The 13,853-nt window shown below is 59.2% G+C and carries 11 protein-coding genes; 5 read left to right on the plus strand and 6 right to left on the minus strand.

Annotated elements, in window-relative coordinates:
• Window positions 1-2: 2 nt before the first annotated feature.
• From ACS92L_RS06225 to putP, 4 genes are all read left to right on the plus strand, one after another.
• Complete coding sequence (locus ACS92L_RS06225) at window positions 3-371, plus strand: hypothetical protein (RefSeq protein ID WP_438767795.1); 369 nt, start codon at window positions 3-5, stop codon at window positions 369-371.
• Between the two features lie 41 nt (window positions 372-412).
• A complete protein-coding gene (locus ACS92L_RS06230; protein ID WP_438767797.1) occupies window positions 413-1,186 on the plus strand; it encodes a helix-turn-helix domain-containing protein in 774 nt (257 codons plus the stop codon).
• A gap of 269 nt (window positions 1,187-1,455) precedes the next feature.
• Window positions 1,456-4,647: a bifunctional proline dehydrogenase/L-glutamate gamma-semialdehyde dehydrogenase PutA gene (putA, locus tag ACS92L_RS06235; RefSeq protein WP_438767799.1), complete on the plus strand. Its 3,192-nt coding sequence runs from the start codon at window positions 1,456-1,458 to the stop codon at window positions 4,645-4,647.
• A 144-nt stretch (window positions 4,648-4,791) separates the two neighbouring features.
• On the plus strand, window positions 4,792-6,282 hold the full coding sequence (gene putP, locus ACS92L_RS06240; protein WP_438767801.1) for a sodium/proline symporter PutP: 1,491 nt from the start codon (window positions 4,792-4,794) through the stop codon (window positions 6,280-6,282).
• A 129-nt stretch (window positions 6,283-6,411) separates the two neighbouring features.
• Here the strand turns inward: putP and ACS92L_RS06245 are convergent, their stop codons facing one another.
• Window positions 6,412-6,696: a hypothetical protein gene (locus ACS92L_RS06245; protein WP_438767803.1), complete on the minus strand. Its 285-nt coding sequence runs from the start codon at window positions 6,694-6,696 to the stop codon at window positions 6,412-6,414.
• 274 nt (window positions 6,697-6,970) lie between these two features.
• Here ACS92L_RS06245 and ACS92L_RS06250 point away from each other — a divergent pair, with 274 nt between their 5' ends.
• Window positions 6,971-7,453: an FKBP-type peptidyl-prolyl cis-trans isomerase gene (locus ACS92L_RS06250; protein ID WP_438767805.1), complete on the plus strand. Its 483-nt coding sequence runs from the start codon at window positions 6,971-6,973 to the stop codon at window positions 7,451-7,453.
• A gap of 62 nt (window positions 7,454-7,515) precedes the next feature.
• Here the strand turns inward: ACS92L_RS06250 and ACS92L_RS06255 are convergent, their stop codons facing one another.
• The 5 genes from ACS92L_RS06255 to ACS92L_RS06275 form a co-directional block, all read right to left on the minus strand.
• A complete protein-coding gene (locus tag ACS92L_RS06255) occupies window positions 7,516-8,205 on the minus strand; it encodes a hypothetical protein (RefSeq protein ID WP_438767807.1) in 690 nt (229 codons plus the stop codon).
• An 83-nt stretch (window positions 8,206-8,288) separates the two neighbouring features.
• Window positions 8,289-9,011, minus strand: a complete 723-nt coding sequence (locus ACS92L_RS06260; protein ID WP_438767809.1) for a hypothetical protein — start codon at window positions 9,009-9,011, stop codon at window positions 8,289-8,291.
• 266 nt (window positions 9,012-9,277) lie between these two features.
• Window positions 9,278-9,778, minus strand: a complete 501-nt coding sequence (locus ACS92L_RS06265; RefSeq protein ID WP_438767811.1) for an NlpC/P60 family protein — start codon at window positions 9,776-9,778, stop codon at window positions 9,278-9,280.
• Between the two features lie 316 nt (window positions 9,779-10,094).
• Window positions 10,095-12,377, minus strand: a complete 2,283-nt coding sequence (locus ACS92L_RS06270; RefSeq protein WP_438767812.1) for a DUF1266 domain-containing protein — start codon at window positions 12,375-12,377, stop codon at window positions 10,095-10,097.
• A 65-nt stretch (window positions 12,378-12,442) separates the two neighbouring features.
• Window positions 12,443-13,735: an acyltransferase family protein gene (locus ACS92L_RS06275; protein ID WP_438767813.1), complete on the minus strand. Its 1,293-nt coding sequence runs from the start codon at window positions 13,733-13,735 to the stop codon at window positions 12,443-12,445.
• Window positions 13,736-13,853: the final 118 nt, after the last annotated feature.

Raw genomic sequence — 13,853 nt, forward strand, 5'->3', positions numbered from 1 at the left:
CCATGGCTATCTTTGCGCTGACCTTTGTTGTCTGTCTGCTGATCTGCGGTTTTATGGTCACGGCGCTGATTTTGTCGCGAACGCCGCGCTATCGCACCAGCGCCGACGACCTGCTGGCCCTGCTTGACGAGGCGCTGGAAAATCGCGTCTCGGAGGCCCGCTGGCACACCATCATCGGTTACCCGATCCGACATGATCCCTATCTGGAAAACGTACGCCGGCGCTGTCAAGTCATCATGGATGAATATGGCCAGCCCTGGCGGCTCCAGCAGGGAGGCAATCTGTTTTCAAGTGCCGGGATCGAGGAAATCCGCGCACTGCGCCAGCACCTGACGGCGCGACTGTCGCTTGGTGACCGGCGTGCCTTTTGATGCAAGCCGATGAGTCCTTTTCGTTTGATGATTGAACTGCCATGACCATCGCGCTGACCAGTACCAACGTCATCCGCCGAGCGCCGCTGGAAGAAATCTCCCAGGCGCATTCGCACCCCTTTCACCAGATTGTGATCGGCCTTGCAGGAGAGGCCGAGATCATTATCGACGGACAGGCACTGCACATAGCGCCCTTTCACGGCTGCACCATTCCGGGTGATCGGGAGCACTGCTACCGCGGCATCGGGGACAACTCCCAGCTGCTGCTGGATCTCTTTGACGATGCACCGGGCCTGTCAGGCGCCTACCGCCATCACTTTCAGCTGTTTTCTCATCCACTGCACTTTGAACTCGACAGTGCCGCACGTGCCTATCTCACCTTTATGGTCGAGGAGATCACCCATCAGCCGGACGTCGATCGCGATCTGTTGATCACGACCCTGCTGTCGATTCTCTCCCATCGCCTGCTCGACCGGCAGGCCACCCCGCAGTCGCGGCTCGATCTGAGCATGCTGGATCACTACATCGATCGCCATCTGGCCCGGGCCATCCGCGTTGAGGATCTGGCCGGTCTGGTTCATCTGTCCAGTGCCCACTTTACCGAGCTCTTTCGCATACGAACGGGCCTGCCGCCCTATCAGTACATCCTGCGCAAGCGTCTCAATGCGGCACGCAAACTGCTGCTGGAATCCCGCCTGCCTCTGATTGATATCGCCGAACGCTCGGGCTTTGCCAATCAAAGTGCATTGTCACACGCTTTTAGACGCCATTTCGGCCACTCCCCCAGGGCACTGCGCCAGACCCGCGCAGAATGAGCATCACCGGCATTGGTCCGGCTGCCCGCCCTCCCCTAAGACCAAAGACGTATTGCCGAAACTCCCGCTTTTTTGCGCGACCAAACTGCCCGTCAAACTCCCGCCAATCTGACAACCCTTCCCGGCAAATCGACAAGACGACGCTGCGCGTCACAGCCTAAAGTCAAAAAAGCCACTATCCCTTTTTTGTCACCGCCAGCCATCGACGCCTCATTTGTCCACGCGGTTTGATCCTGCGCTGGCCGTCCTTTGCGGCAAGGAACTTCACTATGCTCAACAGCCAACAGATACTGGATGCCGGCACCTGGCAGCAGGCCCCTGACACCCTTTTTGACCGCATCAGCGATCACTATATCGTCGACGAAAACGATCTGATGCGAGAATTCATCGAGCTTTTACAGACCGATGAGGGGGATTTCAGGCGGATTGCTGACACCACCGCAGCGCTGGTGCGTGAAGTGCGCGCCATGGACACCGCGGTGGACTCCATCGATGAGCTTTTGCAGCAGTACAGTCTGGGCACGCAGGAAGGCCTGATGCTGATGTGTCTGGCAGAAGCGCTGCTGCGCGTGCCCGACAGCGCCACGACCGATGCCCTGATCGAAGACCGCCTCAGTGTCGGGGAGTGGGAGAAATACGCCGGCCAGAGTGAATCCTGGTTCGTCAACGCCTCGACCTGGGGGCTTTTGACCACCGGGCGCGTGATCAAGCTGGATCAGCCGCAGGACGGCCGCCCGGCAGGCTTTATCAATCGCATGGTCAATCGCATGGGGGAGCCGGTCATTCGTCAGGCGATGCGCCAGGCGATGAAGGTCATGGGTCGCCAGTTCGTGCTGGGCCGCGATATCGATGAGGCGCTCAAGCGCTCAAGGCCCTTGTTCGACAAGGGCTACACCTATTCCTACGACATGCTGGGCGAGGCGGCGCTGACCCGAAAGGATGCCAAGCGTTATTTTGACGACTACACCAGCGCCATTCGCGCCGTAGGTAAAACCAGCCAGAAGCTGGCCTCGACCACGCCGGCCCCCTCGATTTCCATCAAGCTCTCGGCGCTGCACCCGCGCTATGAGTCCGGGCGGCGCGAGCAGGTTCTCGAAGAGCTGGTCGCCACCGTCAAACAGCTCGTTGAGCTGGCGCGCAGTCTGGATGTGGCGCTGACCATCGATGCCGAAGAAGTCGACCGGCTCGAGCTGTCACTCGAGGTCTTCAAGGCGGTGTACAACGCCGATGTCTGTCAGGGCTGGGGCAGATTCGGCCTGGTCATTCAGGCCTACTCCAAGCGTGCCCTGCCGGCGCTTCAGTGGCTGACGCGCATCGCCGATGAACAAAACGATGAAATTCCGGTACGTCTGGTCAAGGGCGCCTACTGGGACAGCGAGATCAAGGAGTCGCAGCAGCTGGGCGTTGACGGCTACCCGGTGTTCACCCGCAAGGCCTGCACGGATGTCTCCTATCTGGCCTGCGCGACCTATCTGCTCTCCGACAACACGCGTGGTCGCCTCTTCCCTCAGTTTGCCACCCACAACGCCCATACCATCGCGACCATTATCGACCTGGCCCATCAGGGCGATCGCGCGTTCGAATTCCAGCGTCTGCACGGCATGGGCGAGGCCCTTTACGAAGCCGCCCTCAAGCAGGCCCCGAAGGGCACCTGGTGTCGCATCTATGCCCCGGTGGGCGCCCACAAGGATCTGCTGCCCTACCTGGTACGTCGCCTGCTGGAAAACGGTGCCAACTCCTCGTTTGTCCATCAGCTGGTCGACCCGCGTGTCGCAGTGGAATCGCTTTGCGTTCACCCGGTCGAGAACCTGATCGGCGTGGGCCAGTATTTTAATTCCAATATCCCCATGCCGGCCGACATCTATCCCGACGGCCGACGCAACTCGCGGGGTATCAACCTGAACGTCAACAGCCAGTTCAAGCCGCTGATCGACGAAATGACGCCCTTTTTCGAGCGTGATTACCGTGCCGGGCCGCTGGTCGGGTTCGATCTGGACCGCAATGACGGTGAGCTTCGCGACGTCGTCTGCCCCTGGGGTCATCAGCGCATCGTCGGGAAGGTGCGCTGGACCAGTGCTGATGAGACCTCACGTGCCATCGATGTGGCCTGGAAGGCCTTCCCCGACTGGAACGACACGCCGGTCGAGCAGCGCGCCACCATTCTGGAACGTTTTGCCGATCTGATGGAAAAGCATACGCCCGAACTGATGGCCCTGTGCTGCATGGAAGGCGGCAAGCTGCTGCCCGATGGCGTGGCCGAAGTGCGCGAAGCGGTGGATTTCTGCCGCTACTACGCCGCCCGCGCCCGGGACATTTTTGAGGCGCCTACAGTGCTGCCCGGGCCGACCGGCGAGTCCAACGAGCTCATCATGCAGGGCAAGGGCGTTTTTGCCACCATCAGCCCGTGGAACTTCCCGATCGCCATCTTCTGTGGCCAGACCGTGGCAGCGGCCGTGACCGGCAACACCGTGCTGGCCAAGCCGGCAGAGCAGACCTCGCTGGTCGCGCATCGCGTTGTCGAACTGCTGCATGAGGCCGGCATGCCGCGCGGAGTGGTACAGCTGCTGCCAGGCGATGGCGCCACGGTCGGCGCCGTGCTCTCGAGCGATCGCCGGATCACCGGGGTTGCCTTCACCGGCTCGACCGGGACGGCGCAGCTGATCAACCGCTCGCTGGCCGCACGCGACAACGCGCCACTGCCAACGCTGGTGGCCGAAACCGGCGGGCTCAACGCCATGATCGTGGACTCCACTGCCCTGCCCGAGCAGGTGGTCAAGGATGTGGTGGCCTCGAGCTATCAGAGTGCCGGCCAGCGCTGTTCGGCGCTGCGCGTGCTCTACGTTCAGGAAGATATCGCCGAGCGCGTCATCGACACCCTCAAGGGGGCGATGGCCGAGCTCAATATCGGTGACCCGACAAAGCTGGCCACCGATGTCGGCCCGGTCATCGATGATGAGGCTCGACAGGGACTCCAGGCCCATATTGATCGGCTCAAGGGTGAAGGCCGCCTGATCGCCGAGACCGCGATCGATCCGGCCATTGCCGCCAACGGCACCTTTATTGCCCCGACGGCGTTTAAAATCGATGGCATCGATGCGCTGGAGACCGAGCAGTTTGGCCCCATTTTGCACGTCGCGACCTTCAGGGCGGCCGACATCGATGCGGTGATCGACACCATCAACGAGCGCGGCTACGGTCTGACCTTTGGCGTACACAGCCGCAACGAGACCTTCGCCAATCGTGTGGCCCGTCGCATCCGGGTCGGCAATGTCTACGTCAATCGTAATATCATAGGCGCCGTGGTGGGCGTTCAACCCTTTGGTGGGCAAGGATTTTCAGGCACCGGGCCCAAGGCCGGCGGGCCTCACTATCTGCTGCGCTTTGTCAACGAGAAAACGCGCACCATCAATACGGCCGCGCTGGGGGGCAATGCGTCCCTGCTGGCCATGGGAGACGATTGATCCACACATCATGATGACAACGAGCGATGGGAGGCCATTTGTGGTTGAAAACAACGTCAAAAAGGGTTTTCCATTCGCTCGCGCCCTGCTCATGACACCTGCAGGAAACCTTCCGGCCCAATAATCAGAACACAGGAGAAATTTATGGCTATCGGTGTCTGGATCAGCCTTTTTGCTTATTTCGCGCTCATGGTCGGTATCGGCCTGTATGCCATGCGCACTGCGACCTCGACCTCCGAGGACTACATGCTGGGCGGTCGCACGCTCAGCCCGAAGGTGGCGGCGCTGTCGGCGGGTGCCTCGGACATGAGCGGCTGGCTGCTGCTGGGCCTGCCCGGGGCGATGTTTGCCTCCGGTCTGGGGTCGGCGTGGATCGGCGTTGGATTGCTGCTGGGGGCCTTTTTCAACTGGCTTCTGGTCGCACCGCGTCTTCGTGAACAAACGGTCCGCTACGGCAACGCCATTACCATTCCCGCCTTTCTGGCCAATCGCTTTCCGACCCGCGCCATGTCGCTGAGGGTGGTCTCTGCCATCGTCATCGTGGTCTTTTTTGCCATCTACACGGCGTCCGGGCTGGTGGCCGGCGGCAAGCTGTTCCAGAGCGCCTTTTCGGGGCTGGTCAGCATCGGCGGGGCGAGCGATTACGCCTCGGGTGTGATCATTACGCTGGGCGTGGTACTGGTCTACACCGTGGTCGGTGGCTTTCTGGCGGTGAGCCTGACGGACTTCGTGCAGGGCTGCATCATGATGCTGGCACTGGTGATCATGCCGGCCGTGGTGCTCTTCGGCGAAGGCGGTGGCGGTTTTGCCCAGGCCTCGCAGACGCTCAATGAGGTCGATCCCACCCTGCTGTCCTGGACGGACGGACTGACGTTTATCGGGTGGCTTTCCGCGATCACCTGGGGGCTTGGCTATTTTGGCCAGCCGCACATCATCGTGCGTTTCATGGCCATACGCTCGCTCAAGGATGTGCCCACGGCGCGCAACATCGGCATGAGCTGGATGCTGATCTCCATGATCGGGGCCGTCTCGCTGGGTCTGTTCGGGCGCGCCTACGCGGTTCGCAACGGCATGGACATTCAGGACCCGGAAACGATCTTTATTATTCTGGCCAACCTTTTGTTCCATCCGCTGATCACGGGCTTTCTTTATGCGGCCCTGCTGGCGGCGGTCATGAGCACCATTTCCAGCCAGCTGCTGGTGGCCTCCTCGTCGCTGACAGAAGACTTCTATCGCCTGTTTTTGCGCAAGCAGGCAACGGAGAAGGAAGTCGTCACGGTCGGTCGCGTCAGTGTTCTGCTGGTAGGCGTGGTAGCCGCGATCATCGCCTCTGATCCGAACTCTCAGGTGCTGGGACTGGTGAGCAACGCCTGGGCAGGCTTTGGTGCCGCCTTCGGTCCGGTGATTCTGCTGTCATTGATGTGGTCGCGCACCAACGGTACCGGCGCCATTGCAGGCATGGTCGTGGGTGCGGTCACCGTCATGATCTGGATTGCACTGGGCTGGAACGCAGCGTTTCTGGGCGGCGACGGGATCTATGAAATCATCCCCGGCTTTATCGCCTCGTTTATTGCTATTGTTCTGGTCAGCCGGGCCACCAGCGATGCGGGCGAGTACCAGCATATCTCTCGCTGAGCGCTTTTATGGTGATGCTGGAATCGGCGTATTGAACGTCAAAAAGGGCTCCCGAGGGAGCCCTTTTTGATGGCATTCATTTGAAAGCGCCTTATCGATCCGAGCGGTCGCTTGAAAGCTCAAACGCTTTCAGTGCACCTTGCTCAGCGCAAAGCGAATCACCGCTCGTACAATCAGGGCGATCAGGGCGATCATTGCCACGGTCAGCAGCATGGAGGCCGGGTTGGTCATCAGCGTGGCAAACAGCACACCTGCCACGACACACCAGGTAATACGATTGGCCTGCTCATCATCAATCAGCAGAATGTCGGGCACCCACCGCTTGACCAGTTTACCAAAGCCGCTTTCCCAGCTCTTCCAGGCCAGCGCCGCGGCGATGGCAAAGATAACAATCCAGATGACAGCAATGGTCATAAGCTCTCCTGCGCGAGTATTTGAAGGTCTATAATTCAGTTGTGCACCGGGGCACGATATCTGCCTTGCCGGGCCATCATGATGCCGCCATGCCTGCAAGCCGACACCATGCTGGCATGATATCGTAAAAAAAGCGCGATTGATGGCCTGCCCGGGGTTGAAAAATATATGGCCGTCGCCATCTCATGTGTCAGCACGTCGGCACGCATTAATGAAGACGATGCCCCGACAGTTCAAGAGCAACCAACACGTACCGACGCAAAGGACCCTTATCATGCAGATCGAAGAGAACAAGGTCGTATCGTTTCACTACACTCTGAAAAACGATTCCGGTGAAGTACTCGACAGCTCTGAAGGTCGTGATCCGCTTTCCTATCTGCACGGTTCCGGCAACATCATTCCCGGTCTGGAGAAGGAACTGTCGGGCAAGACGACAGGTGACAGCCTTCAGGCGCGCGTTGAACCCGGCGAAGGCTATGGCGAAGTCCAGCCCTCTCTGGTGCAGGAAGTACCGCGCGATGCCTTCCAGGGCGTAGAAGACATTCAGCCCGGCATGCAGTTTCAGGCGCAGACCGAAGGCGGCCCGCTGCTGGTCACCGTCACCAAGCTCGAAGGTGATACGGTTACCGTTGACGGCAACCATCCGCTGGCCGGTGAGACCCTGAACTTTGACGTCAGCGTCGAATCCGTACGTGAAGCCAGTGCCGAAGAACTCGAGCACGGCCATGTACACGGCGAAGGCGGTCATGAGCACTGATCACCAATGATCAATGTTTAAAAAGGCAGCCAACGGGCTGCCTTTTTTATGTCCGCTTGTCGTTACGCCTGTGGTTGCGATGTTGATACTTCGACAGGCGCTTCCCGGTTAACCGGCATCGGTGAAGCGGGTGGTTCCGTCGATATTTTCAGTCGCTGGTAGTTGGACACCAGCCGCCAGACCAGCACCAGACAACACAAGCCTGCAAATGCGAATCCGCTCCAAAAAAAGCTCTGTGGCCGGTAGCAGGCCGCTATCAAAAGCAGCGTGCGCCCTGCACTCCCCGTAATCACGTCGATCACCCGCTCAAGATGTCCTTCTCTGGCAACAATGCCTTGCGCTTTTTGAAGCAGCACTACCAGCCGTCTTTCCAGATCAAACACCAGCACGACCACGACCAGAGCCAGTGCGGGCCATAAAAGCCGCTCGGGTGAGGACAGTGACAATCCAGCCATGACCGACAGGATCAGAATGACTTCCATGAACGGGCGAAGGTAGCGCTGTCTTGCGTCAGAATGGCCCAGCGCTTTCGATACCCAGCCTGAAAGCACGCTCATCAGGCGATACGACATCACACAAAGCGCCGCCGCAAGAAGCTGATGGGTATACAGCAGAGGAATTGTGACCAGGGCCAGCGCAATAGCCACAAGGGCAAGCCCTGCCGGTGAGATGCGCAAGGCCACAAGCTGATGCGCCAGCCATGTTGCGAGATAACAACAAACGTGACGCAGGCGAAAGGTGAAAAAAGACATCCCCGGCCCCGAAGGCAAAAGAGGCGTCATTGTAGTGCTGGGGTGTACCGGCGTCGATGCCGATCAACATTGATGGTGCCGGATCAGGAGTGACCGCATTTCAATATGGCCAGATAGCGATCATCGCGGCTCATGCCACCTGCAACATGCAGCGTTCTGGCAATTCTGGGATCGAGCTGCTGCCCACCGCAGCAGGTATTACCCGGACGCCCATCCACCCCGACCAGATCAATGTCGCCCAGAGCAACGCCCTTGTGGGCATCATTGATCACCTGATCGATCACCATTTCATTGTCGTGGGCCAGATGACCATGTGTGATGTACACGACATGCCCGCCGTTGCGGCACAGGCTGATGGCACGAAGCAGCAGTGATACCAGCCGTTCAGAACGCTGTCGGGCCGACAGGTGTCGTCCGATCAGGGCAGGGATATCGAGCAACACGCGATCGAAGGACCCCATCTCTTCCGGAGACAGGCGATCATCATCCAGACGCGCCATGGTCACATTGTCAGGCGTTTGCCGAAGGGCTGCGCTTTCAAGTGACAGCGCGCCCATGATATTGGCCACCAGTTCACCACGCTCATCCAGTGCGTTGGCAATCAGATGCATGCGCCGCTGCCCGGAGCCGTACATGTCCAGCACCCGATGATGAGGCGCCATGTCCAGCAGCGTCAGGTCATGATCACACGACAGCTCGTCAAGTGATTGAGACGCGCATCCATCATCATCAGACGCTGCCGACAAGAACGGAAAGGAAATCGCTTCAGTGCCGCACACCGAAAAGCTTGAACATTGGGTATCCATACCTGATAAATCCTGAAGTCCGTTGTCGGGCCGGCATCCGTGCCAGCCGTTTGCGCCTGTAATCGTACAACATTTTTTCATGTCTTGTACAAGAAAAGGCAGCTCGGAAATATCAAGGCAGCGACGTGTACCGGTGGATCAGGCGAAGTCGATTAAACGGCGGGGGGTTAAAAGCAGGCGTATCGAAGTGAGGCATACCGTGTCGTTGCCAAAAGGCAAAAGCAGAACGGGCCGATACCCTTTCGTATCGGCCCGCTTGAAAATCTTCAGGGCGTGCGCATGGCAAGCGCATTGGCATCCAGCGCTCGGCGGGACTGCCAGTAATGTCGGCTCCAGTAGGGATTATCCAGCCGGGAGATCTTCACGCCCCTTGAGCTTGAGGCGTGCATGAAGCGACCATCACCCACATAGATACCAACGTGGCGATCGCCGCGCCAGGGCCTGAAAAAGACCAGATCACCGGCCTTGAGCGCCGTTTTTTCGATGCGGCGACCGGTCAGCACCTGACCGGCCGTGGTCCGCGGCAGATCAAAGTTGAAGCTGTCCCGGAAAACCTGTTGCACCAGCGCTGAACAGTCGATGCCATTGCTGCTTTCGCCGCCGAATCGATAAGGCGTGCCCTGCCAGGTATCAAACTCGGCCATGAGCGCGGCTTCGATATCGACCGGATAAGCGTCCTCGGGAGAGATATAGTCATAGTGTGATGTCTGTCGGACATTTTTTCCGGCTTTCGCTTTCGACGTTTTCACCGTCGAAAGCGAAAGCATGGCCATATCCCTGGCGCCATCCTGTGAACCGGGCTGAGAGGCGGCACATCCTCCCAGCGCAAGACAAACCAGACTACCCATGATTATTCGCCGCATGAATACGGCCCTTTTTGTTGATTGAGCACTGGAAGCATCCTGAAAGCATCGTGTAACAGATAGGGAAAGGCGTCAAAAACAACGCCTTCAGGATGTTAAGGAATTTGATCAGGCGTGGCGAGTATTAAAAATTAATCAAACCACCTTCGCTATGACCAAAGTATTAATCGAAATTCATGCAAAGGTAACAAAACAACACTGGTGATTACTCATTACTGTGCTAGTGCAGGATGCGAGCGTCGCCCGGAAGCGTGTCGGCATGAAGCGGCGGCCATCGCCGTGGCTGCGCACCCGGGAAATCAAGGCTGGCCCAGCTGCCGGCCAGTGGCGGCAGACCCGTCTGCCAGGCCGTCATGGCCTGATTGAATTCCGCCAGAAAATGATCACGCTCGGGGGTGTCGACCATGAAAAAGCTATAGCCTGCCAGCATTCCCTTGCCGTAGGCCCACCAGTCGCTGTAGTGGCGTGAGGCCAGCGCCAGCGCCTGATCGAGGTAGTGGTGAAGCTTTTCCGCACTCAGCCAGCCCAGCTGCCGCCCGGCAGCGGCAAGATCCACCACCTGGGCGATATCCCATGCCGCCATGTCGATGTCATTACACTGATGGTCGTTTTTCAAAACGCGGCGCAGTCTTTCCAGATGAACCCTTTCATCCTCACTGCAGTTGGCAGACTCCAGCACGGCAATTTCCTGGCGCAGCCGGCGCTGATTCAGCGTGTAAGGCCCGTAGTTGATCAAATACTCCTGTCGGTCCCCGGCCTCGACCAGAAAATCGAGAAAGCGAATCAGTGGCGCGGTGCCAGTGAGTCCGTAGTGGCTATCCAGCCATTCCCGGATCTCGGTGGCCTGTACGCCATACTGTCTTTCAGGCTCGCCCCACAGCGCAGCGTTGAGTGGCCCTGATAGCGCAAGCGCCGTAAAGCGCGACAGCGAGGGGCGCGTGCCCGGCTCCCTCTGAAAGCCGCCGGGGGCTGTTAGCCAGTGAAAGGGGCTACCGGGATCGTTGCGATGCCACTCGATATCCTCGACCAGCGACTCCTGCGTACTGTCTTCGGGCAGGGTCTGCTCCCAGCGCACCCAGGCCTCCAGCAGGGCATCCACGCTGAGATAGTGACGATCCAGCATGGCGGCAAGCCGCGTATGACAGCGCGCCAGCAGCTCGGTGTCGCCATATTCAGCGCTTTCAAACATCTGGAGATGAAAGGCATATTTTTCAGCCATGATGATCGTGGCAGAAACCGACGCGCAGCCTGCCAGCTGCTGACGATAGGCCAGTAGCTCGGAAGACGGCGTGCCAAAGGGGGTCGAAGACTCCGGCAGCCTGCCATGCAGCGCATCGGAGGCCAGCTGATTAAGATGATGCACCTGCCCCGGCATCCAGAAGCGTGACAGCCCTGCCACGCCTTCCTCCGGTCGCCAGTCCAGAATCTCGTCGAGATATTCCCGACTCAGCCGGCGCTGCTCATCGCTTGCACCGGGCGCCATGTACTGGCGATACAGCAGATCCGACTCCCTGACGGAGGCCACTGCCAGCGCCCAGTGACGTGCACTGCTGCGAAGGCCGCGAATCATCGCCCGGGAGCGTTCACGAAGGTCGTCATCAAGCAGCTGATGCAGCGATCGCTGCCAGGGGCTGTCAGGCGCTTCAAGCAGCAGTTGCCAGTCGACCGTGAAGTTCTCCATCAGATCGAGCCCTTCATGCAGACTGCGCCCACGCTGCCAGGCCAGCGCCACCTCATGCCAGCTTTGATACCGACGCGTCAGAAGATCCACACCGTGTGCGGCAAAGCCTCTGGCTTCGTCCTGATCAAGCCAGCCCATGGCCATGCCGGCCCAGGCCAGATCGACCAGACGCAGCCAGTCCCATGCCGCCACATCCCGTGGATGCTCCTGAACCACCAGCGCCTCGAGCGTGGCGGCGTAGGTCGCCTGCGGCGCCATGCGGGCATGCCACTGCAGTCGCTGCGCCGGGGTCATGGTTTCAAATCGAAGGTAATCGAGTTCCCAGCCGTGACGATGGCCCTGCCCTGCCAGCCACAGCAGCATGCGGATGAGCTCATCACGCTCGTGAACGGACCAGACCTCGCGCAGAAAATGAGCGGTACGTTCGCGCTCCAGGCCGGCCGCTTCCAGACTGTCGATCATGACGGGGGCAAAGGGGGCGCGAGCACGCCAGATCGCGCTGTCACCCTGATCGGGCCAGGGCGGCTGCGAGGTCTCTCCCTGAAGCCAGGTCAGCCACTGTGACAGGGCCTGTTCATCCAGCCACTGCGCGTTGAACGCCAGCACCAGCATGGTGACGGCCTCGTCACGTTGCGCCTGGTCAAGGCGCCCTACCATCTGCCACCCCAGAGCACCGGGCTCCTCCATGTCCATGCTGCGAAGTCGGGCAAGGGCACGGGGAACGCTCATGGCACGCTCGGGCGGCACCTCACGATGCCAGCCATGGCTGGCCAGACGCTGGGCGCACCAGATCTGCAGGCTCTCTTTCAAAAAATACCTCATGGAACAGATGTTCGGTCACGCCATTGCGGGGGCGGTCGTCATTGTACCTGAACCGCCCCCTTGTCTCAGCGGGGTTCGCGCGGGTCAGCCATTCGCTCGGCATGTGTCTTTTGGCGCGCAGGGGCCGAGGGCAGCATCCAGCTTAGAATCCAGCGGCGAATACGTACGACAAACTGCTCCTGAAAGAGAACGCAAAGAATCACGGTCATCAGCAGATAAACCGGATAAAGCCATATGGAGATCTCACCGGCCGCCGCCAGACACAGGCGCAGATTGTCAGCACACAGGGATGGCTCGCCCTTCAGGATCTGCTCGCTTCGGGTGAAGATGACATAAAGCGGCACATGCAGGGCAAACATGGGCAGCGATGCCCCGCCAAGACGTCCGGCAAATTTGGTCAGTCGCTCGCTGCCGGGCGTGGGAATGTGCACGCACAGATAGATCAGTGCCATTTCAGCAGTCAGCAGCAACCCGTTGTGCAACAGGTAGTACCAGGCTCTGCCCTGCTCGAGCAGCCAGGTGGCGACCAGACAGCACACTGCGATATAGAGCGCCAGCAACAGCTTGCCGCGCAGCTCAAGTAGCCTGCCGGCCTTTTTTTGCTGCATGTAAAAGGCGCACAGCAAAATGCCGGCAATGAATTCGGGCAGTCGAATGATCGGATTACGATGCAAAATCCCCGTTTCCGGCATATCAAAGGGCGTAAAGGCGATCACAATCAGCGGCGGCACCAGATAGATCAGGTTGGTCATCAAAATGGCCAGCCGTGTTCTTTTGATCTTCATCAGCCGGGGCGCGATGAAGGGAAAGGTCAGATAGAAGAAAAACAGCGCCGAGATCGACCAGGACGGCGGATTGAACGTCAGATAGTAGGGGTTCCATGCGTGCAGCATGAACACATTAAGTACCACATTGAACCAGAGCTCCACGTCACCCATGGTGTGGCGCAGCGCCTCGGGGTTGACGATACCGGTGTCGTTGTTGACGTCATAGAGCACAAAGCGCAGCGAGGTGCCGGCATCCTGGGCTGTCAGGGCCAGATAGCCAACGCCTGCCGATACCGCCATGGCCAGCAGACAGGAGCCGATATGGATCGGATACAGATTGGCAAACCGCTTGGTCAAAAAGCTTTTGGCCGGCTCGCGCATCTCGCGCTGATCGTTGAGATAGACATGCGCCAGCAAAAAGCCCGACAGGATAAAAAAGGTACTGGTCGAGAAAAAACCCAGATCCGTGACATAGCCCGACCAGCTTCTGATGGACGGGTAGTTATGCAGGGTATGAAAGATGACGATGTAGAGACCGAGAAAGAATCTCAGCCACTCAAGTCCGATAAATCGCTCTTTGGAAGAGGCCATGATATCCACTCAAAGCACTGACGTAAGCGGGGCAAATCCGCCATGCCTTTTGGCAGATGACTGACAGATGCCGGTTTGGCAAGCAACATACGCAGCTCGCACGCGAACGTCCACTCCG

The organism is Kushneria halocnemicola (genome assembly GCF_965650455.1).
Lineage (GTDB): Bacteria > Pseudomonadota > Gammaproteobacteria > Pseudomonadales > Halomonadaceae > Kushneria.

Excerpts from the sequence above, each read along its gene's own strand:
- ACS92L_RS06225 (WP_438767795.1), top strand. The coding sequence starts at position 3 with ATGGCTATCTTTGCGCTGACCTTTGTTGTCTGTCTGCTGATCTGCGGT.
- ACS92L_RS06230 (WP_438767797.1), top strand. The coding sequence starts at position 413 with ATGACCATCGCGCTGACCAGTACCAACGTCATCCGCCGAGCGCCGCTG.
- putA (WP_438767799.1), top strand. The coding sequence starts at position 1,456 with ATGCTCAACAGCCAACAGATACTGGATGCCGGCACCTGGCAGCAGGCC.
- putP (WP_438767801.1), top strand. The coding sequence starts at position 4,792 with ATGGCTATCGGTGTCTGGATCAGCCTTTTTGCTTATTTCGCGCTCATG.
- ACS92L_RS06245 (WP_438767803.1), bottom strand. The coding sequence starts at position 6,696 with ATGACCATTGCTGTCATCTGGATTGTTATCTTTGCCATCGCCGCGGCG.
- ACS92L_RS06250 (WP_438767805.1), top strand. The coding sequence starts at position 6,971 with ATGCAGATCGAAGAGAACAAGGTCGTATCGTTTCACTACACTCTGAAA.
- ACS92L_RS06255 (WP_438767807.1), bottom strand. The coding sequence starts at position 8,205 with ATGTCTTTTTTCACCTTTCGCCTGCGTCACGTTTGTTGTTATCTCGCA.
- ACS92L_RS06260 (WP_438767809.1), bottom strand. The coding sequence starts at position 9,011 with ATGGATACCCAATGTTCAAGCTTTTCGGTGTGCGGCACTGAAGCGATT.
- ACS92L_RS06265 (WP_438767811.1), bottom strand. The coding sequence starts at position 9,778 with ATGCTTTCGCTTTCGACGGTGAAAACGTCGAAAGCGAAAGCCGGAAAA.
- ACS92L_RS06270 (WP_438767812.1), bottom strand. The coding sequence starts at position 12,377 with ATGAGGTATTTTTTGAAAGAGAGCCTGCAGATCTGGTGCGCCCAGCGT.
- ACS92L_RS06275 (WP_438767813.1), bottom strand. The coding sequence starts at position 13,735 with ATGGCCTCTTCCAAAGAGCGATTTATCGGACTTGAGTGGCTGAGATTC.